Source organism: Pseudomonas sp. EA_105y_Pfl2_R69 (genome assembly GCF_963970915.1).
GTDB lineage: Bacteria > Pseudomonadota > Gammaproteobacteria > Pseudomonadales > Pseudomonadaceae > Aquipseudomonas.
Genome location: NZ_CAXAOO010000007.1, coordinates 42,752 through 64,165 on the forward strand (window position 1 = coordinate 42,752; position 21,414 = coordinate 64,165).

Annotated in this window: 12 protein-coding genes; 3 read left to right on the top strand and 9 right to left on the bottom strand. The window is 64.3% G+C overall.

What is annotated here, in order from left to right; translation table 11 throughout:
• Positions 1 to 200 precede the first annotated feature (200 nt).
• Entirely contained in the window at positions 201 to 1,208 is a 1,008-nt protein-coding gene (locus tag AACY13_RS18445) for a TRAP transporter substrate-binding protein (protein ID WP_339463037.1), read from the top strand.
• Between the two features lie 75 nt (positions 1,209 to 1,283).
• On the opposite strand, the gene AACY13_RS18450 is transcribed toward AACY13_RS18445, so the two are convergent.
• The 9 genes from AACY13_RS18450 to AACY13_RS18490 form a co-directional block, all read right to left on the bottom strand.
• Entirely contained in the window at positions 1,284 to 2,732 is a 1,449-nt protein-coding gene (locus AACY13_RS18450; protein WP_339463038.1) for an efflux transporter outer membrane subunit, read from the bottom strand.
• A gap of 139 nt (positions 2,733 to 2,871) precedes the next feature.
• Positions 2,872 to 5,979 (bottom strand): multidrug efflux RND transporter permease subunit, encoded by a 3,108-nt coding sequence (locus AACY13_RS18455; RefSeq protein WP_339463039.1) that lies wholly within the window; start codon positions 5,977 to 5,979, stop codon positions 2,872 to 2,874.
• Positions 5,976 to 9,074 (bottom strand): MdtB/MuxB family multidrug efflux RND transporter permease subunit, encoded by a 3,099-nt coding sequence (locus AACY13_RS18460; RefSeq protein WP_339463040.1) that lies wholly within the window; start codon positions 9,072 to 9,074, stop codon positions 5,976 to 5,978. Before AACY13_RS18460 ends, AACY13_RS18455 begins: the two co-directional genes overlap by 4 nt.
• The gene (locus AACY13_RS18465; RefSeq protein WP_339463041.1) at positions 9,071 to 10,297 is read right to left on the bottom strand and encodes an MdtA/MuxA family multidrug efflux RND transporter periplasmic adaptor subunit; all 1,227 of its coding nucleotides are present in this window, start codon (positions 10,295 to 10,297) and stop codon (positions 9,071 to 9,073) included. The genes AACY13_RS18460 and AACY13_RS18465 overlap by 4 nt, the downstream gene beginning before the upstream one ends.
• A gap of 194 nt (positions 10,298 to 10,491) precedes the next feature.
• Positions 10,492 to 10,992 (bottom strand): thiol peroxidase, encoded by a 501-nt coding sequence (tpx, locus tag AACY13_RS18470; RefSeq protein WP_339463042.1) that lies wholly within the window; start codon positions 10,990 to 10,992, stop codon positions 10,492 to 10,494.
• Positions 10,993 to 11,101: 109 nt separating this feature from the next.
• Positions 11,102 to 12,475, bottom strand: a complete 1,374-nt coding sequence (locus AACY13_RS18475; protein ID WP_339463043.1) for an alanine/glycine:cation symporter family protein — start codon at positions 12,473 to 12,475, stop codon at positions 11,102 to 11,104.
• Between the two features lie 293 nt (positions 12,476 to 12,768).
• Positions 12,769 to 16,449: a translocation/assembly module TamB domain-containing protein gene (locus AACY13_RS18480; RefSeq protein ID WP_339463044.1), complete on the bottom strand. Its 3,681-nt coding sequence runs from the start codon at positions 16,447 to 16,449 to the stop codon at positions 12,769 to 12,771.
• Positions 16,446 to 18,173: an autotransporter assembly complex protein TamA gene (locus tag AACY13_RS18485; RefSeq protein WP_339463045.1), complete on the bottom strand. Its 1,728-nt coding sequence runs from the start codon at positions 18,171 to 18,173 to the stop codon at positions 16,446 to 16,448. The genes AACY13_RS18480 and AACY13_RS18485 overlap by 4 nt, the downstream gene beginning before the upstream one ends.
• A 117-nt stretch (positions 18,174 to 18,290) precedes the next feature.
• Positions 18,291 to 18,932 carry a GNAT family N-acetyltransferase gene (locus AACY13_RS18490; protein ID WP_339463046.1) on the bottom strand — a complete coding sequence of 214 codons (642 nt, stop codon included), beginning with the start codon at positions 18,930 to 18,932 and terminating at the stop codon, positions 18,291 to 18,293.
• A 143-nt stretch (positions 18,933 to 19,075) separates the two neighbouring features.
• Here AACY13_RS18490 and xthA point away from each other — a divergent pair, with 143 nt between their 5' ends.
• Together xthA and AACY13_RS18500 are read left to right on the top strand one after the other, a co-directional pair.
• Positions 19,076 to 19,888 (top strand): exodeoxyribonuclease III, encoded by an 813-nt coding sequence (gene xthA, locus AACY13_RS18495; protein WP_339463047.1) that lies wholly within the window; start codon positions 19,076 to 19,078, stop codon positions 19,886 to 19,888.
• Between the two features lie 139 nt (positions 19,889 to 20,027).
• On the top strand, positions 20,028 to 21,410 hold the full coding sequence (locus tag AACY13_RS18500) for a phosphate ABC transporter substrate-binding/OmpA family protein (protein WP_339463048.1): 1,383 nt from the start codon (positions 20,028 to 20,030) through the stop codon (positions 21,408 to 21,410).
• The last annotated feature ends 4 nt before the right edge of the window (positions 21,411 to 21,414 follow it).

A 21,414-nucleotide genomic window follows, 5' to 3' on the forward strand; every position in this document is an offset into this window, starting at 1 on the left:
TTGCCTCAGGGAGTAACGGCGGTTAACCGCCACCCCAGTGTGACCTGGCTCACACCCGTGTAGCGCCGGCCCAGGCCCTGCCGGCCAAGCCGCACTCTGGCATAGGCATTGCGAGTGTCCGCCGCTATTGCACCGCCCAGGCCCTGCCCGAAATACCGGGTCGGCGGCGCGACCTCCCCATAAGAATAAAAGGACACGTAATGCTCAAGTCGATAGCCGCTATCGCGACCAGCACCCTGTTACTGGTTTCTGCCCAAGCCCATGCCGCCACCGAGGCGGGACCGATCCTGATCAAATTCGCCCATGTGGTGGCCGACAACACGCCCAAGGGCCAGGGTGCCCTGCTGTTCCAGAAGCTCGCCGAGGAGCGCCTGGGTGGCAAGGTCAAGGTCGAGGTCTACCCCAACTCCACGCTGTACGGCGATGCCAACGAACTCGCAGCCCTGGCCAGCAATGATGTGCAACTGCTGGCTCCGTCGCTGGCCAAGTTCGAGAAATACACCAAACAGCTACAGGTATTCGACCTGCCCTTCCTGTTCGACGACCTGGACGCGGTCAATCGCTTCCAGAAACGCGCCAAGGGTCGCCAATTGCTGCGCTCCATGGAAGATCACAACATCGTCGGGCTGGCCTATTGGCACAACGGCATGAAACAGCTGTCGGCCACCAGGGCCCTGCTGGTACCGGGGGACGCGGCCGGTTTGAAGTTCCGTATCCAGCCTTCCTCGGTGCTCGAAGCGCAGTTCCAGCAGCTTGGTGCCACGCCACAGGTACTGCCCTTTGCCGAGGTCTTCGAAGCGCTGAAAAGCGGCAAGGTACAGGGTGCGGAAAACCCCTGGTCGAATATCTACAGCAAGCAGCTGCATAGCGTGCAGCCCTTTATCACCGAGACCAACCACGGCGTGCTCGACTATATGCTGGTGAGCAATCCGCGCTTCTGGTACGGCATTCCGCACCAGGTCCGCGTGGAGCTGGAAGGCATCATCGACGAGGTCACCTTCGAGGTGAACCGCCAGGCCGAAGCGGCCAACCTGGCCGATCGCAAGCGTATCGAGAGCGCTGCCGGGACCCAGGTGATCGCCCTTAGCGACGAGCAGCGCGACGCCTGGCGTCAGGCCATGCAGCCGGTGTGGCAGCAGTTCGAGACGGCTATCGGCCGCGATGTGATCAAGGCCGCGCAAACGGTCAACCGCAACAAGCGCGACTAAATCTTAAGACCGCAGCCCGTAGGGTGCGCCATGCGCACCAGGAACCTTCAGCCTGGGCGGGTGCGCGCAGCGCCCCTACTGCTTCTGCTGCCAACCGCCGCCGAGGGCGGCGATCAACTGCACGCTGGCGGTCAGGCGGCTGCCCAGCAGGCTGAGGCTGCTGCGTTCGTTGCTCAGCGCCGTGGCCTGTACATTGACCACGCTGTTGAAGTCCACGGTGCCGGCCTTGTACTGGTTTTCGATCAGGCGCAGGGATTCGCGGGCGGCATCCAGCGCCTGCTGCTGGATCACGGACTCCTGCTCCAGCACCCGCAGTTGCACAAGGTAATCCTCCACCTCGCGGAAGCTGTCGAGCACCGCCTGGCGATATTGCGCCACGGTCTGGTCGTAGGCCGCTTCGCTGCGTTCCAGCTCGGCGCTGCGCGCGCCACCATCGAACAGGGTCAGGGCCAGCTGCGGGCCGAGGGACCAGAAACGGTTAGGCAGGTCGATCCAGTCGGCAAAGCTGCTGCCACGGTAGCCGCCGCTGGCGGAAATGCTCAGGTCCGGGTACCAGGCGGCTTCTGCTACGCCAATCTCGGCATTGGCGGCCATCACCCGGCGTTCGGCCGCGGCCACGTCCGGGCGGCGCTCCAGCAGTTGCGACGGCAAGGCCACGGGTATCTCGGGAAGTGCGGGTAATTGCTCGCGCACGGCGATGCTGAGCTCGCTGGGCGGCACGCCGATCAGCACGGCAATCGCATGTTCCAGCTGGGCGCGCTGCCATTGCAGGTCGATGGCCTGGGCCTCGGTGCTTTTCAGCTGGGTCAGGGCCTGGCTGACATCGGACTTCGGCACGATGCCGGCGTTGTACTGGTTTTCCGTGAGTTTCAGCGAACGGGCGTAGGCCGCGACTGTGGCATCCAGCAGGCGCTGCTGATCATCCAGTACGCGCAGTTGCAGGTAGTTCTGCACCAGCTCCGATTGCAGGCTGAGCTTCAAGGCAGCCAGATCGGCAGCGCTGGCCTCGAAGCCGGCGCGACTGGATTCCAGCGAGCGGCGCAGTTTGCCCCAGACATCCAACTCCCAGGCGGCATTCAGGCTCAGGTCGTAGCTCTTCGAGATGCTCGCCGCATTCGAACCGCTTACAGAGATGCCATCGGCGGTACTCAGGGTGCTGTCGCCGCCACCCTGCCCGGCCCGGGTCACTCCGGCGCTACTCGACAGGCTCGGATAAAACGCCGCTCGCGCGCCGCGCACCAGGGCGCGGGCCTGGCGATACTGCGCCTCGCTGGCGGCCAGATTCTGGTTGGAGACATTCAGCCGTTCGACCAGAGCATTCAGCTCGCTGTCGCCATACAACTGCCACCAGCTGCCACGCTTCAGCGCGTCGCCGGGCTTGGCCTGGGTCCAGCCTTCAATCTGTTTGAACTGCGCCGGGGTTTGCAGCTGCGGGCGCTGGTAATCCGGGCCGATGGCGCAGGCACTCAGGGCCAGGCTCAACGCCAGCAAGGTGGGTAAACGATATACGGCTCGGACTTTCATATGGCGATGTACCAATCGGATGATGCATAAGGCGTTTGGGCAATTAGGTAGGGTGCGCCGTGCGCACCAGCGCCAGCCATAAACCCTTGGCGCGCACGGCGCACCCTACGACGTACAACGGGCCCCGCCAAACAGTCATTCATAACGGGGTTTCCAGAGCGGCGTCGGTGCGCACACCGCGCCAGCGGTTGACCCGGTGGCGCAGGCGGTCGAAATACAGGTAGATCACCGGTGTGGTGTACAGGGTCAGCAGCTGGCTCAGGACCAACCCACCGACAATGGTGATGCCCAGCGGCTGGCGCATTTCCGCGCCTTCAGCGCTGCTGAGCATCAGCGGCAGTGCGCCGAGAATCGCCGCCAGGGTGGTCATCATGATCGGCCTGAAGCGCAGCAGGCAGGCCTGGCGGATCGACTCTTCGGGGCTGAGGTGCTGCTGGCGCTCCAGCTGCAAAGCCAGGTCGATCATCAGAATGGCGTTCTTCTTGACGATGCCGATCAGCAAAAACAGCCCGAGCAGCGAAATCAGGCTGAACTCGATGCTCATCAACTGCAGCGCAAGCAGCGCGCCGACCCCGGCCGAGGGCAAGGTGGAGAGAATGGTCAGCGGGTGGATATAGCTCTCGTACAGCACACCTAGGACGATATACACCACCACCAGGGCCAGCAGGATCATCCATGGCTGGTTCTGCTGGGTCTGCTGAAAGGCCCCGCCGGTGCCGCCGAGCATGCCCTGCACCTCGGTCGGCAAACCGACCCGCGCAACCGCGTTGTCGATGGCTCGGCTGGCCTGATCCAGGCTGACGCCTTCGGCCAGGGCGAAGCCGATGTTTTCCGCGGCGAACTGGCCCAGGTGGTGCACGCGGTCCTCTTCCAGGCTGCGTTCCCAGCGGGCAAAGCTGGACAACGGCACCCGCGCACCGTCGCTCGTGATCAGCTGAATCTGGTTAAGGGTTTCCGGGTACTGGGCGAACTGCGGGTTGATCTCCATCACCACGCTGTACTGATTCAGGCTGTCGTAGATGGTCGACACCTGGCGCTGGCTAAAGGCGTTGTTCAGCACCGCGGTGATCATATTCATGTCCACCCCCAGGCGTTTGGCCATGTCGCGGTCGACCACCAGACGGATCTGCTGGGTGCCTTCGGCTTCCTTGGCGTCGATATCGGTCAGCTCCGGCAAAGCGCGCAGCGCTTCGCGCACAGGCGGCAGCCACTTGCGCAGTTCGTCCAGGTCGCCGGACAGCAGCATGTACTCGTTTTCCGAGCTGCGCCCTTCTCGCCCGCCAATCTGCAGATCCTGATCGGGCATCAGAAACATCCGCCCGCCCGGCACTTTCGGCACCGACTGGCGCAGGCGGTTGATCACCTCCTGGGCGCTGGCCTTGCGCTCACTCACCGGTTTGAGACGCACGATGATAAAGGCGTTGTTGATCCCGCCGCTGCCGCCGATAAACCCGGCCACGCTGTCCACCGCCGGGTCGGCCAGCAGCGCGCGGCGGAAGATTTCCATCTTCGGCTGCATCACCTGAAACGACAGGCCGTCATCGCCACGGATCATGCCCATCAGCTGGCCGCTATCCTGCTGCGGCATAAAGGTCTTAGGCACGCTGACAAACAGAAAGATATTCAGCGCGATGGTCGCCAGCAGGCTAAACAGCATCAGCAGCGAATGGCGCAGCGCCCAGTCCAGGCTGCGGCTATAGAAAGCCAGCACACGCCGCTGCACGGCCCCACCCCAACGCTGCATGGCGCTGGGCTGGTGCTCGGCAGTTTCGGCCTTGAGCCAGCGCGCGCAGAGCATCGGCGTCAGGGTCAGCGACACCAGCAGGGAAATCACGATGGCCACCGCCAGGGTGATGGAAAACTCGCGGAACAGCCGCTCGACGATGCCGCCCATAAACAGGATCGAGATAAACACCGCGACCAGCGACAGGTTCATCGCCAGCAAGGTGAAGCCCACCTCGCGCGCGCCTTTAAAGGCGGCCGCCATGGGTGTTTCGCCGGCCTCGATATGCCGCGAGATGTTTTCCAGCACGACGATGGCGTCGTCTACCACCAGGCCGGTGGCGATGATCAGCGCCATCAGCGACAGGTTGTTCAGCGAGAAATCCAGCAGGTACATCAGCGCAAAGGTGCCGACCAGCGACACCGGCACGGCCAGGGCCGGAATCAGCGCCGCGCGCCAACGCCCAAGAAAGGCGAACACCACCAGAATCACCAGCACCACGGCGATCAGCAGGGTCTGCTCGGCCTCGTGCAGGGTGGCGCGAATCACCGGCGAGCGGTCCATCGCCACCTGCAGCTCGATACTGGCGGGGATCACCGCGCGCAGGGCCGGCAGCTGTTCGCGAATGCCGGCGATGGTTTCGATGATATTGGCCCCGGTCTGGCGGTTGATCACCAGCAGCACGGCCTGCTTATCATTGAAGAAACCGCTGTTGTAGCGGTCCTCGACGCCATCGGTGACGCTGGCCACATCGCCCAGGCGTACCGCCGCGCCATCCTGGTAGCGAATGATCAGCGGCAGATAATCGGCGGCTTTTTCCAGCTGGTCGCTGGCCTGCACCTGCCAGTGCCGTTCGCCATCTTCCACCGCGCCTTTCGGCCGCTTGGCATTGGCCGCACTGATGCTCTGGCGCACCTCGTCCAGGGCGATGCCGTACTGATCGAGCAGGCGCGGCTCCAGGGCCACGCGCACGGCGGGCAAGGAGCTGCCGCCGATCTGCACTTCGCCGACGCCGGTTACCTGGGCGAGCTTCTGCGCCAGGATGGTCGAAGCCAGGTCATACAGCTCGCTCTTTGGCAGCACCTCGCTGGTCAGCGACAGCACCATGATCGGTGCCTGCGACGGATTGACCTTGCGGTAGGTGGGCATGCTGCGCATGCCGCTGGGCAGCAGTTCGCGTGAGGCATTGATCGCCGCCTGCACCTCGCGGGCGGCGGCGTTGATATCACGGTCCAGGTCGAACTGGATCATGATCCGCGTATTACCCTGGCTGCTGCGGCTGTTCATCTGGCTGATCCCGGCGATGGTGCCGAGTGAGCGCTCCAGCGGCGTGGCCACGCTTGAGGCCATGATCTGCGGACTGGCCCCCGGCAGGCTGGCTTGCACGGTGATGGTGGGGAAATCCATCTGCGGCAAGGGGGCTACCGGCAGTAAACCGAAACTGACGCCGCCGAGCAGCAGAATCGCCAGACTCAGTAGCAGGGTTGCCACCGGACGGCGGATAAAGGGCGCGGAGAGGTTCATGGGTTGACCACAAGCCCGGCCGCGCTACGGCCACTGACGCGCCGCGACAGGCGATCGAAGTACAGGTAGATCACCGGCGTGGTGAACAGCGTCAGCACCTGACTGAGCAACAGCCCGCCGACCATCACCAAGCCCAGCGGCTGACGCAGTTCGGCCCCGGAGCCGGTGGCCAGCATCAGCGGGATCGCGCCAAAAAGCGCGGCCAGGGTGGTCATCAGAATCGGCCTGAAGCGCAGCAGCGCCGCCTGGTAGATCGCCGCTTCCGGCTGCATGCCCTGGTTGCGTTCGGCGTCGAGGGCGAAGTCGATCATCATGATCGCGTTCTTCTTGACGATGCCGATCAGCAGGATAATGCCGATGATCGCGATCAACCCCAGCTCGTTGCCGCTGAGCAGCAAGGCCAGCAGCGCGCCGACACCCGCCGAGGGCAAGGTGGAGAGGATGGTGATCGGGTGGATATAACTCTCGTAGAGCACGCCGAGCACGATGTACATGGTGACGATGGCCGCCAGAATCAGCAGCAAGGTGCTCGACAAGGAGGCGCGGAAGGCTTCGGCCGCACCCTGGAAGCGGCTCTGTACCGCCGGCGGAATGCCGATCTCCTGCTCGATGCGTTCGATCACCGCCACCGCCTCGCCCAGCGATACGCCGCTGGCCAGGTTGAATGACAGGGTTGCCGCCGGGAATTGGCCAATATGGTTGATCAGCAGGCTGGCGGCGCGCTCCTCGACCTGGGCCAGGCTCGATAGCGCGACCTGCTGGCCATCAGCCGCCTTGACGTGAATCTGCCGCAGCGCCGCCGGGCCGATGCTGCCGGCATTCTCGCTTTCCAGCACCACGCGGTACTGGCTGGCCTGGGTGTAGATGGTGGAGATCTGCCGCTGGCCGAAGGCGTCGTACAGCGCGTTGTCGATATCGGCGATGCTCACGCCCAGACGTCCGGCCATGTCGCGGTCGATCTGCAGAAACACCTGCAGGCCGCGGTTCTGCAGGTCGCTGGCTACATCGGTCAGCTCCGGCTGTTCACGCAGGGCGCTGACCAGCTTGGGCACCCATTCTTCCAGCAGGCTGCTATCCGGCGACTCCATGCTGAACTGGAACTGCGTGCGACTGACCCGATCCTCGATGGACAGGTCCTGCACCGGTTGCAGGTACAGCTCGATTCCGGGAATCCTCGCCAGTTCCGGACGCAGCCGTTCGATGATCTGGCTGGCGCTGACATCGCGCTCGGCCCGTGGCGTCAGGTTGATCAGCAGGCGGCCGCTGTTCAGCGTCGGGTTGTCGCCGTCCACACCGATATAGGACGACAGGCTGGACACAGCCGGGTCCCGCAGAATCACCTCGGCCAGGCGCTGCTGACGCTCGCTCATGGCGCGGAAAGAGATCGATTGCGGCGCTTCGGAAATGCCCTGGATCACCCCGGTATCCTGCACCGGGAAGAAGCCCTTGGGCACCGCCAGATACAGCAGCACAGTCAGCGCCAGGGTAGCGATGGCCACCAGCAGGGTCAGCGGCTGATGCTTGAGCACCCAGGTCAGCCACAGGCCGTAACGGGCGATCATGGCGTCGATCACCGCACCGGCGGCGCGATAGAAGCGCCCTTCTTCTTCGGGCTTTTCCGCCTTGAGCAGGCGCGCGCACATCATCGGCGTCAGGGTCAGCGATACCACCAGGGAAATCAGAATGGCCACCGCCAGGGTGATGGCGAATTCGCGGAACAGCCGCCCCACCACGTCTGCCATAAACAGCAACGGAATCAGCACCGCAATCAGCGAAATAGTCAGCGATACCAGGGTAAAGCCGATCTGTTTGGCCCCTTTCAGCGCCGCGTTCAGCGGGGTTTCGCCCTCTTCCAGATGGCGGGCGATGTTCTCCAGCATAACGATGGCATCGTCCACCACAAAACCGGTGGCGATGGTCAGGGCCATCAAGGTCAGGTTGTTGATGGTGAAACCGGCCAGGTACATCACGCCGAAGGTGCCGATCAGCGACAGCGGCACGACGATGGAGGGAATGATGGTCGCCGAGACCTTGCGCAGAAACAGGAAGGTCACCAGCACCACCAGGGAGATGGCCAACAGCAGTTCATGCTGCACGCCCTTGACCGCGGCGCGGATGGTTTCGGTGCGGTCGGTCAGCACGCTGACTTCGACGCTGGCCGGCAGGCCCTGGGTCAGATTGGGCAGCAACGTCTGAATGCGGTCGACCACATCGATGACGTTGGCCCCCGGCTGGCGCTGCACATTGACCAGCACCGCCTCGCTGCGGTTGGCCCAGGCGGCCAGACGCTGGTTTTCCGCGCCATCGATGATGGTGGCGACATCCTTCAGACGCAGGGTTGCGCCGTCCTGGTAGCCGAGAATCAGCTCGCGGTATTCGTCGACGGATTTCAGCTGATCGTTGGCATCCAGTTGCGACACCCGGGTCGGGCCGTCGAAGTTGCCCTTGGGTTGGTTGACGTTGCTGGCGGTGATCAGCGTGCGCACATCGCTGAGGTTCAAGCCATAGGCGGCCAGCGCCTCGGGGTTGACCCGCAGGCGCACGGCCGGACGTTGGCCACCGGCCAGGGTCACCAGGCCGACGCCGCTGGTCTGCGCGAGCTTTTGCGCCAGGCGGGTGTCTACCAGGTCGAACACCTGCGGCAGCGGCAGGGTTTTCGAGCGGATGGCCAGGGTCAGTACCGGGGTGTCGGCCGGGTTGACCTTGTTGTACACCGGCGGTGCCGGCAGGTCGCTGGGCAGCAGGTTGTTCGCGCCATTGATCGCCGCCTGCACTTCCTGCTCGGCGACATCCAGCTTCACCTCCAGGTTGAAACGCAGGGTGATCACCGACGCGCCGCCCGAGCTGGTCGAGGACATCTGTTTGAGCCCGGCCATCTGGCCGAACTGACGCTCCAGCGGCGCGGTGACCGCACTGGTCATCACGTCCGGGCTGGCCCCGGGGTACAAGGTCATCACCCGAATGGTCGGGTAATCCACCTCCGGCAGCGCCGAGACGGGCAGCAGGCGGTAGGCGATCAGGCCGGCGAGGAAGATCGCCAGCATAAGCAGCGTGGTGGCGACCGGACGCAGGATAAACAGGCGGGAGGCGTTCATTGGACGCGCGCTGCTCCCTTGCGCTCAGGCGTCGCCGGTTCGGTCTGGGCGGCGACGGGCTTGTCACCGATCACCTCGACCGGGTTGCCCGAACGCAGGCGGTCGGTACCCTCAAGCACCAGGCGATCCCCCGGCTTGAGGCCCTGCTCGACCACGCTGAGCTGGCCGTCGCTGGCCCCGACGCTGATCGGCGTCAGCTGCACCTTGCCTTCAGCGTCCACCACGTAGGCGAAGGTGCCGCTGGCGCCGAACTGCAGCGCCGCGGCTGGCATCAGGGTGACGTTGTGCAGGGTTTTCACCCGCAGGCGCACGTTGACGAACTGGTTGGGAAACAGCAGTTCTTCGGCGTTGGCGAAGCGCGCCTTGAGCTTGATGGTGCCGGTGGCGGTGTCGATCAGGTTGTCGACGCTCTCCAGCTCGCCTTCGGCCAGTTTGAGCTTTTCACTGCGGTCCCAGGCCTCGACCGCAAGGGTCGCGCCGCTACGCAGTTGCTGCACCACCGCCGGCAGTTCCGCTTCCGGCAGGGTAAAGATCACGGCAATCGGCAGGGTCTGGGTAATCACCACCAGCGGCAAGGCATCGCCACTGCTTACCAGGTTGCCGACATCGGCTTGGCGAATGCCCAGGCGGCCGGTGATAGGTGCGCGAATCTGGGTGAAATCCAGATTCAGCCGCGCGGTGGCGACATCTGCCTGCAGGCTCTTGAGGCTGCCGCGGAATTGATTGACCAGGGCTTGCTGGGTGTCGAGGGTCTGCTTGGCAATCGAGTCTTCGGCATACAGACCGCGGTAGCGCGCCAGGTCCAGCTCGGCATTGCGCAGCTGCGCCTGGTGTTCCTGCAGCGCGCCCTGAGCCTGCTGCAGGGCAATCTCGTAGGAACGCGGGTCAATCACCGCGAGCAGATCGCCGGCCTCGACCTGCTGGCCGTCCTTGAACAGTAACTTGACCAGCTCGCCCTCGACCCGGCCGCGCACATTCACCGTGTTATAGGCGGTAACGGTGCCCAGGGCCTTGAGTTCAACCGGAAAGTCGCCCTGGCTGACAGTCGTCACCCGCACCGGCACCGGCCCGCCATCACGCCAAGGGCCACCGCGCTTGGGCGTTTCCGCCGGGGTGGGCCAGAACCACCAGAGCAATACGGCGAGAACAGCCAGCGCGAGGGAGCCCAACAGCCATTGGCGCGACAGGTGGCGAGGACGGGTGGCGAACGGTGAATCAGGCATGGCGAGGATCACTTCCTTGGGGAGCCTGAACGATATGCAGTATCAGCCAGCCTGCAAAGCCTCTTTACCGCCTATTTACCATTTCCTTACGTAACTAACTGCCTGATCCGCAAATAAAAAAGTGCTCACCGGAAAAGCCCGTAGAAATAAAAACGGCCTGCAAGGCAGGCCGTTGGACAAGCGTTCAGCGGGTGTTACTTGAGCACGGCAGTCGCGGCGGCGTAATCCGGCTCATCGGCAATTTCGCTGACCAGTTCGCTGTGCAGCACCTTGTCGTGTTCATCCAGCACCACCACCGCGCGGGCGGCAACACCGACCAACGGGCCGCTGGTGATGGCCACGCCGTAGTCGTTGAGAAACTCGGAGCCGCGCATGGTCGACAGGTTGATCACGTTATCCAGGCCTTCGGCACCGCAGAAGCGCGCCTGGGCGAACGGCAGGTCGGCGGAAATGCACAGCACCACGGTGTTGGCCAGCTTGCTCGCACCGGCGTTGAAGGTACGCACGGAGGTGGCGCAGGTCGGGGTATCGACGCTGGGGAAGATGTTCAGCACTTTACGCTTGCCGGCCAGGCTGGCCAGGTTGACATCACTCAGGTCCGCGCCGACCAGGCTGAAAGACGGCGCTTGCTGACCGACTTGTGGCAATTGACCGGTAACTTCGACCGGAGAACCTTTGAGGGTGACTTGTGCCATGGGATCGATCCTTTATGCAGATTGGGGACGGTAAACAAGTAAGGGCGCGAGCTCGACAAATGGCAAGTCTCGCGCCCCTAACGGCCCACAATATTAACTGACCGACGAGTCAGACAGTAGCGTTCGCCGCACCCACCTGGGTTTTTTTCGCGAAATGGTCCTTGGTCAGCTTGACCACGATCGGGCTAAGCAGCAGCAACGACAACAGGTTGGGGATCGCCATCAGGCCATTGAGGGTATCGGCCACCAGCCAGGCGAAGTCGAGCTGGGCAATGGCACCGAACGGCACGGCCAACACCCAGAGGATGCGGAACGGCAGGATCGCCTTGGTGCCGACCATGAACTCCCAGCATTTCTCGCCGAAGTAGCTCCAGCCGAGAATGGTGGTAAAGGCGAACACCACCAGGGCGATGGTCAGGATATAGCCACCGACACCCGGCATGGCCGACTCGAAGGCCGCGGCCGACAGCGCCGCGCCGCTGACACCGCTGGTCCAGACGCCCGAGCAGATGATCGCCAGGCCGGTCAGGCTGCAGATGATGATGGTGTCGATAAAGGTCCCGAGCATGCCGATCATCCCCGAACGCACGGCACTGTTGGTGGTGCCGGCCGCCTGGGCGATACCGGCAGTACCCAGGCCGGCTTCGTTGGAGAAGATACCGCGCGCTACACCGAAGCGGATTGCAGCCATTACCGCGGCACCGGCGAAACCACCGGTGGCGGCAATCGGGGTAAAGGCGTAGGTGAAGATCATCTCAAAGGCTTTCGGGATTTCCGAGGCGTTGACCACCAGCACCACGATGGCGGCAATGATGTAGGCCACGCACATAAAGGGCACCAGGGTCGCCGCGACCTTACCGATACGCTTGATACCACCGAGGATGACCATGCCGACGAAGAGCATGGTGACCAGACCGGTCAGCCACAGCGGCACATTGAAGGTGGCTTCCAGGGCCGCAGCCATACTGTTGACCTGAACCATATTGCCGATGCCGAAGCCGGCGAAACCGCCGAAGATGGCAAAGGCGGTGCCCAGCCACAACCACTTCTTGCCCAGACCGTTCTTGATCGCGTACATCGGCCCGCCGACGTGTTCGCCGCGGTTATCCTTCTCGCGGTAATGCACCGCCAGCACCACTTCGCAGTATTTGGTAGCCATGCCCACCAGCGCGGTGCACCACATCCAGAACAGTGCGCCCGGGCCGCCGAGGAAGATCGCGGTGGCCACACCGGCGATATTGCCGGTACCGACGGTGGCAGCCAGACAGGTCATCAGCGCCTGGAAAGGGCTGATCTCGCCGCTCTCGGCGTCGCCTTTCTTGCGGCCTTGCCACATCAGTTTGAAGCCAGCGCCGATCTTGGTCAGCGGCATGAACTTCAGGCGCAGCATGAGGAACAGACCCGTGCCGAGGATCAGAACCAGCATGGGCGGCCCCCACACCACGCCATTGAGTTGATTGACCAGGGTGTTGATGAATTCCATGTTGGTTTCCTTATTCTTGTAGTGAACGCGAGGTGGATAGCCTTCGCTTGTCCGATTGCCGGGTAGGCCATGCTGTTAGGCAGAAGCGAGCCGGGTGAGCGCGCCTGCAAACAGCGAATCGGGCTATACCAGTCAGCACAACGACTGCCCAGTGATCAGCGGCGGCCAGTATATGAAGACTGCGATAGTTGTTTTCACTGTTTAGATTTCAACACTCAGTTTTTTTGAGCGAGGTACGCAATTTAAACGCGAATTAAGTAGGTTAATCCAGCTGCGCCCCGCAGAAACATAGCCTAGAAGTCACGCCGGTAGAAAATATCCAGGGAGCTGGCCAGCCCGCTGGCAGCCTCGAGATAGAGCCGGCGGCTCAGTTCATAGCGCAGCGCAATGGTGTTGGCCGGCTCGAATACCCCCACGCCATAACGCAGGCTGAGTCGCTCGGACAGGCTACCGCTGGCCACCACACTGGTGGTCGCCCCACTGCCTTCGGTATCCAGCTGGAAATCGCGCAGCCCCAGGCCCGCGGCCAGGTTGCCGATTAGCGGTGCGCTGCCGGCCATGCCCAGGGCCAACGCCGCCTGGGCGAGCATATTGTTGTCACCGCCGCCCTGCCCCAGCGGCCGCCCCAGCACCAGGTAAGACAGCGCCTGCTCCTGGCTCATGGCCGGCTCGGAGAACACCGTGCTGGTGGGGTGCGCGGCACTGCCGCTCAGGCGCAGCCCGGCCGTCACGTCGTCGACTCGACGAATCGCTTCGACATCCAGGTACGGCTGGTCGATGGGCCCGACGAACAGCAGGCGCGCACGGCGGATGGTCAGGCGTTGGCCATAGGCGCGGAAGCGTCCCTTGTTCAGACTCAGCTCGCCACGGGTATCGAGGTCGTTGCCGATATGCACGCGGCCGGCCAGGTCGGCATCGAGGCCAAAGCCGCTGAAGCTCAGACGCTCCTGGCCGACCTCGACATCGATATCCATGGCGATTGCCGGAGCCCGTTGCGCCGGGCTTTCGCGGCCGACGACCCGTGCATCGGCGGAGACCTGGACGGTTGACGGTGGCAGCTCGCGCACCTCGATCTTGCCGCTGGGGATCAGCACCTTGCCGGTTATCGCGAGTTCCCCATCGAGCAGGCGCAGACGCAGGTCCGGCTCGACGTCCAGCGCCGCATAAGGTTCCACCGTGACCGGCAGGCGGCTGCCGCGCAGGCGTATATCGGCCAGCATGCCCTGGCTCCAGCTCAGCTCGCCGTCGAGGCTGGCCTGACCGTGCTCGCCACTGCGCCAGCCACCTTCGAGCAGCAGGCGTTCACCGTCGATGCGGGCCTGCAGTTGCAGCTGGGTTAGGTCCAGCGGCAGCTCGCCGCCCGATACCTCGCCGTCGAGCAGGCGCAGGTTGCCGATGACCTGCGGGTCCAGCAAACCACCGGAAATCGTTCCGGTCCCGTTGAGCTGACCGGCGATGCGCTCGACCATGGGTACGAAGGGCCGCGCCAGTGCCAGATCCAGGCCGCTCAGGCGGAAACTGCCGGAAATGGGTTTATCCGCCGGGCGCGGGTCGATTCGCGCCTGCAGCACCAGCTCGCCGATTTTCGGGCCGCGCAACTCCAGCTGGCTATCGATGCGCTGCGGCCCCAGCTGGGTGTTCAGGCTCAGGCTGTCGTAGGCAAAGTCCAGCCACTGCTGCTGTTCGCGCACGCGCCAGACGCCGCTGCCGGCATCCAGTTGCAAACGCCCGCTCGGGCCACTGGCCAGCAGGTCCAGCTGCAGCTGGCCGTCGAGCTGGCCCTGCCAGGCGAAGTCCTCGGGTAGCCAGGGTCCCAGGCTGTCCATGGGGAAATCGTTCAGACGCATGCGCAGCCTGGCTTCGGGTAACAGGCGCTGGGACTCGCCGCACAGGCTGGCGGGTCCCGAGCGCCAGCAGTGCGCGCCCAGATCCAGCTGGCCGCTGGCCAGGTAGTCGAGGGTCGCCGGTTGCTGCAAACGCCAGTCCTGGCCGCCACTCTGCAACTGGCCACGTTGCAGCTGGCCGCGCCAGTTGCCCTGATCCAGACGCCCGGCAAATGCCAGCTGTGTCTGCAGCTGCGGACCCTCGAGCTGTAGCTCAAGGCTCTGCCGTTGACGGTCACCCTCGGCGCTGGCCCTCAGCTGACCCAGGTTGGTTTCGCCCAACTGGATGCCGCTGGCGTCGAGACTCAGGCGGCCACGCTGGGCGCTGTCCAGGCTGGCGCTGAGGCTGAGCTGCTGCAGACGCCGATCGGTAAAGGCCAGCTGCCGGCCGTCGAGTTGCAACTGGCCTTGCGGTGCCTGCAGGCTGCCGGCCAGATCGAGCTGGCCCTGCAACTGCCCCTGCAGCTGCGGCCAGAGCTGCCCCAGGCTGGGCATGGCCAGGGTCAGTTGCCCCTGCAGTTGCTGTTGCAGCGAGGCTTGGCCGTAGATGCGGTTATCCCCCAGGCGCACTTCCAGGCGGCTCAGTTCGCCGTTATCCAGGCCGCCGGCGAAGCGAGCCTGGACAACGGCCGGCTGGCCACGCAGGCGGCCGCTGAGGTCGATATCGGCCGTCAGTTCGAGGCGTTGATCTTTCAGGCTGCCGCTGCTGCTCAGAGGACCTTGCAGGGTGCCGGGCAACTCCGCCAGCCAGAAGGCGGGGTCCAGTTCGCTGAGTTGCAGCTGCGCATCCCAGCTCAGCTGTTCGGCAAAACCCAGGCGCACCTGACCTTCGGCACGGCCCTGGCCGGCTTGCAGGCGCAGCTCCGGCAGAAACACCTGCTGCAGGTCGCCGCTAACCGGGCTGCGCAGGCTGAAGGCTCCGGCGGGGCCCTCCAGTTCGGCGGCAAAGTGGCCGAGGTAATGGCCATTGTCATAGGCCAGCTCGCCCTGCAGCGCATGCAGCACCACGGGCAGTTCCTGCTCCAGCGGATAGAGGCGCTGCCAGGGGAAGTCCTGCCAGTCAAACCGGCTGTCGAGGCTGAAACCCTCCTGCCAGTTCAGACGGCCGCTCAGTTGCACCTGCTGCTGCGGGTCGGCGATCAGGCGCAACGCCTCGATATCGGCACCGGCGGCTGTTACCAGGGCCTCCAGCACCAGCGCGACGGGTTCTTGTTGCCCCGCCAGGCTGGCACTGCCGCTGAGCCGGTAACCGCTGTGCAGGTCGCCGTCGGCGCTCAACGCCAGCTGGTCGAGGCGCAGGCTGTCCGGCAGCTCGGCGCTGGCCTTGAAACCCTCGGCCTGCAGCTGCAGACGGGCAGGAAAATGCTCGGCCAGCGGCTGCAGTTCGCCGTTCAGGCGGCCCTGCAGGTAGCCACTGCTATCGGCCTGCAACTGCAGGCGCTGACGCAGCTCTCCCGCGACCTGCAGAGCCAGCTGCCAGGGCTGTTGCTGCGGCGCGGGCAGGTGCAACTGCCCTTCGAGCTGCAGCGGCCAGTTGCCGGTGGTCTGCAGCAGGCCCATCAGCTCGAGCTGCAGCTCGCCGCTGCGCAGGTTCAGGCTGTCGATCTGCAGCCCCCGGGTGGTCCACCGCGCTGCCAGCTGCAGGCCCTGCAGGGCGTCATCGTCATTGAACAGCAGGCTGTCGATGGCGATCTCGCCCAACTGCAGGTCCAACGGCAGGGACAGTTCCGGCAGGCTGAACGCCTCGCTGTCGGCGGCCTCGCCAGGCGGGAACACCAGGCTGATCTGCGCGGCATGCAAGCGCTCGATACACAGAGTCATGCGCAACAGACAGACCGGCGACCAGGCCAAGCTCGGGCTGTCGACCCGCACGCTGTTGGCATTCTGCTGCCAGTGCAGCTGCTCGGCACGCCAGGCACCGCCCAGCGTGCCGCTGAAGCCGTCGACCCGTAACCCGGGCACCTGCTCCAGCAGCCAGCGGCTCCCCGCCTGGCTGCCCAGCACCAGGCTCAGCCCGGTGATCAGCAGGAGCAGCAAGCCGAGCAGACTCAGCAGTGCATTGCGCAGTCCCTTGCGCGGCGACAGTTTCACAGCTCCGGCCCCATGGAGAAATGCAGGCGCACGCCACCCTGATCATCCAGCGGGTGCGCCAGGTCGAAGCGCAATGGCCCCAGCGGCGAAACCCAGCGCACCCCGATCCCCACCGCGCTTTTCAGTGAAGGAAAATCCAGCGAGTTGAAGCTGTTGCCCTGGTCGACAAAGCTCGCCAGACGCCAGCGTTCGGTAATGCTGTACTGGTATTCGAGGCTGCCGGCGAACAGGTAACGACCACCGACCTTGTCGCCGTCGCGGTTCTCCGGCGACAGGCTCTGGTAGTCATAGCCACGCACGCTCTGGTCGCCGCCGGCGAAAAAGCGCAGGGACGGCGGCACATTGCTGAAGCCGGCGGACTCGGTGCCGCCGAACTGCACCCGGCCGAGGAAACGGTGCCGGCTGGCCAGGGTGGTCAGGCCCTTGAGCTGGACATTGGCATGCAGCAGGTTGGTATCGGACAGCAGGCCTTCGGCCGCCCCCTTGAGATCGAACTGCAGCCGGTAGCCATGGTTGGGATCGATCTGGTTATCGCTCCTCAGCAGCGAGTAGCTGACACCGGGCAGCAACAGGGTGCTGCTGCCGTTTTCATCACCCAGGTCGTACTGCTCATGTTGCCATTTCAGCGAGATCACCCGCTGCCAGCCGCTGTCGAGTTTGCTGTGCCACTCCGGGCCGAAGGTGAGCAGACGGCTGTCGATATCGCTATCGGCCAGGTCGTCAAACTGGTAGCCACCGGCAATCCGCAGCTTGTCGGTCAGCGGCGGGTCGAGGGGGATGTCGTACCAGAGCCCGAGGTTCTGTCGCGGTGCCGACAGCTCGGTTTCCGCGCCATAGCTGTGGCCCTGGGGGTTGGCCCAGTGGCGCGTCCAGTTGGCCCGCACCCGCGGCCCCACATCGGTGGAAAAACCCAGGCCAAGGCCCAGGCTGCGCGGCTGACGGGCCTGCAGCTGAACCACCACCGGGATGCGCAACTGCTCCGCGCCGCTCGGATTGGCATCGACCTGCACCGTCTCGAAATAACCGCTGGAACGCAACGCCTGATACAGCTCGGCGATCAGTTCGGAGTCATAGGGGCTATCGGCGGCAAAGGGCACCATACGCTGCAGCAATTGGGTCTCGAAGGGCGCGTCGCCGGTAAAGCTGATTGCGCCCAACTGATAGCGCGGGCCGCTGTCATAGACCAGTTCGATATCGGCCACCCCCGCCGCCGGGTCGATATCCAGGCGTTGTTGGGTAAAGCGCCCAGCGAAGAAGCCGTAGCGTGAGGCCTGGTTCTGGATACTGCGCTTGGCCGCCTCGTAACGCCCGTGATTGAGCGGCGCGCCACTGCGCAGCTGGGCATCGGACGGCAGGCGAAACGCCGCCAGTTGGCTAGCGGGACCTTCGATACGCAGGGTCACCTCGCGTAAACGCAGCCGCTCGCCGGGGGTGACACGCAGGGTCAGGCGCGGCGGCGTTCCATCGCCGACTTCACTGCTGATCTGCGCATGGTAATAGCCCAGGGCCTGCGCCGCCTTGTGCGCCTGTGCTTCGGCGCTGCGGGCGTAGCGCCGCAAGGCCTCGGCATCGCGCTCGCCGAGGCTGCCGATATGGCCTTGAATATTTTCCTTGAGGGCGCTGTTGGCCGGTTGCACACGCACGAGCAGGCGCGCTTCGGCCAGCACTGAAGAGCCGAGCGATAGCAGAAGAAGCGCAGCCGCAAACCTGAAGAACACACTCATGAACGGATGCTAGCACGAGCAAAGTTCCAGCCTAGAGCGTTGTGGGCGATTTTTGCCGAGCCGTTATTCAGCTGGAAAACGCCGTTTCAAGCAGCCCTGGTCAGTATCCTCGTTACCCTAGGCGCTGGCTTTGATCGCCGGTTGCGGGCTGGGGTGGAAGAACACATGCTCGATAATCGGGCCGACCGCCACCTCGCCAATTTCCTGGTAGCCATGGCGCTTGTAGAAATCCAGGTAATGGCTATTGCCGGTATCCAGGACCACGCCCTGGGAGCCGGCATCTTCGGCGCACCAGTTGTGCAGCGCTTCGAGCAGTTGTTCGCCGAGGTGCTGGCCCTGGTATTCCGGGTGCACGCCCAGCAGTGGCAGCACGTGGTAAGGACCAGGCGGCAGGCAGGCGAGTACCGCATCGTGGTACTCGAGGTAGCGCTTGGTGCAGCGAAAACCGGTGGTCAGCAGCATGCGCATGCGCCAGCTCCAGCTTTCGGTGATATCCATGCGCCGTTGTGGTGGCGCGATCAGAGCCATGCCAATCAGACGGTCGTCGATCAGCAGACCGATGGCCGGCAGGTCCTCGCTGAAATGCTGCTGCACCAGTTCGCGCACGGTGGCGCGTACGCGCTGGTCATAGCCGGGCCGTTCGGCTTCGAACAGGTAGGCGAAGGTCGGGTCGTGGCGATAGGCGTGATACAGCAGCGAGCGGGCTTCGCGGGCATAGCCGCTGTCGAGCATACGAATTTCGGCGGGACTGTTGGGCATGGTATTGACCTCAGTTCTTCTTTATTTGCAGGGCCTGGAGCCACGTTAGCACCGCACTGCGCCAGCCGCCATACGGCTGGCCCGCCTGCGGCGAATGGGCTAGCATCGCCTGCTTTCCAGAGTGCAATCCAGGACTGCCGCCCATGAAGATCGTCTCCTTCAATATCAATGGCCTGCGTGCACGCCCTCACCAATTGGCGGCGCTGATCGACAAGCATCAGCCCGATGTGATCGGCCTGCAGGAAACCAAAGTGGCCGACGAGCAATTTCCCGAGGCGGAAATTCGCCAATTGGGTTACCACGTGCATTACCACGGACAGAAGGGCCATTACGGGGTCGCCCTGCTCTCGCGCCAGGCCCCACTGGAACTGCACAAGGGCTTTCCCGGCGATGCCGAAGACGCCCAGCGGCGTTTTATCTACGGCACCTTTGCCGATGCCCAGGGCAACCCGGTCACCGTGATGAACGGCTATTTCCCCCAGGGCGAAAGCCGCGACCACCCGACCAAGTTCCCGGCCAAGCAGCGCTTCTACGCCGATCTGCAGGCGCTGTTGCTGGAGCGCTTCCAGCCCGCGCAAGCGCTGGTGGTAATGGGCGACATCAATATTTCCCCGGAGGATTGCGACATCGGCATCGGCGAGCCCAATCGCCTGCGCTGGCTGAGAACCGGCAAATGCAGCTTCCTGCCGGAAGAGCGCGAATGGTTGGCGACGCTGAAAGGCTGGGGGCTGGTCGACAGCTTCCGCCAGCTCAATCCGCAGGTAAATGACCGCTTCAGCTGGTTCGACTACCGCAGCCGTGGCTTCGAGGACGAACCCAAGCGCGGCCTGCGCATCGACGTGATCCTCGCCTCCCAGGCCCTGCAGGCCAGGATTCGCGATGCCGGCATCGATTATGAGCTGCGCGGCATGGAGAAACCCTCGGATCACGCTCCGATCTGGCTGGAACTGGGCTGAGCCCAACGCCCTACCGGGGCGACCGGCTCAGCTGGTCAGCCCCATGGCAGAGCCTCCACCCATCACCGCGCCGTCATATTGCGGTCATATTTTTGTCTTATCTTCGCGCCACCTTCATTCACCACAAGGTGTCTGCCGCATGTCGCGCGCCCTCCCCACGTCTGACCGTGAAACCTGGTTCCGCACCCTCAGCTTGCTGCTGCTCGGTTCCATCTGTTATGCCCTGCCCTGGTCGGTCCTGGCCGCCCTGCCCGTTACCGCCGAGCACGCCAGCGTGCTGCGTATCCAGGGCTCCAACACCATAGGCGCACGGCTGGGGCCGGCACTGGTCAAAGGGCTGCTGGAGGAACAGGGCCTGAGCGCGATTCGCATCGAAGCCGGTATGGCGGAAAACGAGCAGAAGATCGTCGCCACCAGCGCCGATGGCCGCAGCCTGAGCATCGAGGTGGCCGCCCACGGTTCGGGCACCGGCTTTAGCGCACTGGCCGGCGGCAACGCCGAGCTGGCGGCCTCCTCGCGCCCGATCAAGGACAGCGAGGCCAGCAGCCTGGCGGCCCTGGGCGACCTGACGAGCCGCGAGGCCGAGCAGATTATCGCCTTGGATGGCCTGGCGATCATCCTCCACCCGAGCAACCCACTGACGGCCCTGAGTACCGAGCAGCTGGCCCAGGTGTTTGCCGGTGAGCTGAGTGATTGGGCCCAGCTCGGTGCGCCGCCCGGCCCCATCAGCCTGTACGCCCGCGATGACAAGTCCGGCACCTTCGACACCTTCAAGGAGCTGGTGTTGAGCGCCAACGCCAGAGTCCTGGCCGCCCATGCCCAGCGCTTCGAGTCCAGCGAGCAGCTCTCCGATGCGGTCAGCCAGGATCGCTACGCCATCGGCTTTATCGGTCTGCCCTATATCCGCCAGGCCAAGGCCCTGGCCATCGCTGCCGGTGACTCGCAACCCATGCTGCCCACCCCGGCCTTGATCGCCACCGAGGACTATCCCTTGTCGCGGCGCCTGTTCCTCTACAACCAACCCGACATGCCCAACCCCTGGGCGCGCGCCCTGGTCCAGTTCGCCCATAGCCCGCGCGGCCAGGCCATCGTGGAAAGCAGCGGCTTTATTGCGCAGAACGTACAGGCCATGCAGGTCGCGGCAACCCCCGAGATGCCTGCCCAATACCAGACCCTGGCCAAGGAGGCGCAGCGCCTGTCGGTGAACTTTCGTTTCCAGCAAGGCAGCGCCAGCCTGGATAACAAGGCCCTGCGCGATCTGCCGCGGCTACTCGATTACCTGCAGCAGCAGAACAAACTCAAGCGCCAGGTGGTGCTGGTCGGCTTCGGCGACGCCAAGGCCGATGTCGCACGCGCCGAGTTGCTGTCTAAACTGCGCGCCATGGCGGTGCGCCGCGAACTGAGCAAAGCCGGGGTCAGCTTCCGCGACATCATCGGTCTCGGCGACGAACTGCCGGTCGCGGCGAACAACGCCGATGACGGGCGGATTCGCAACCGCCGGGTCGAGGTCTGGGTCTATTGAGTCG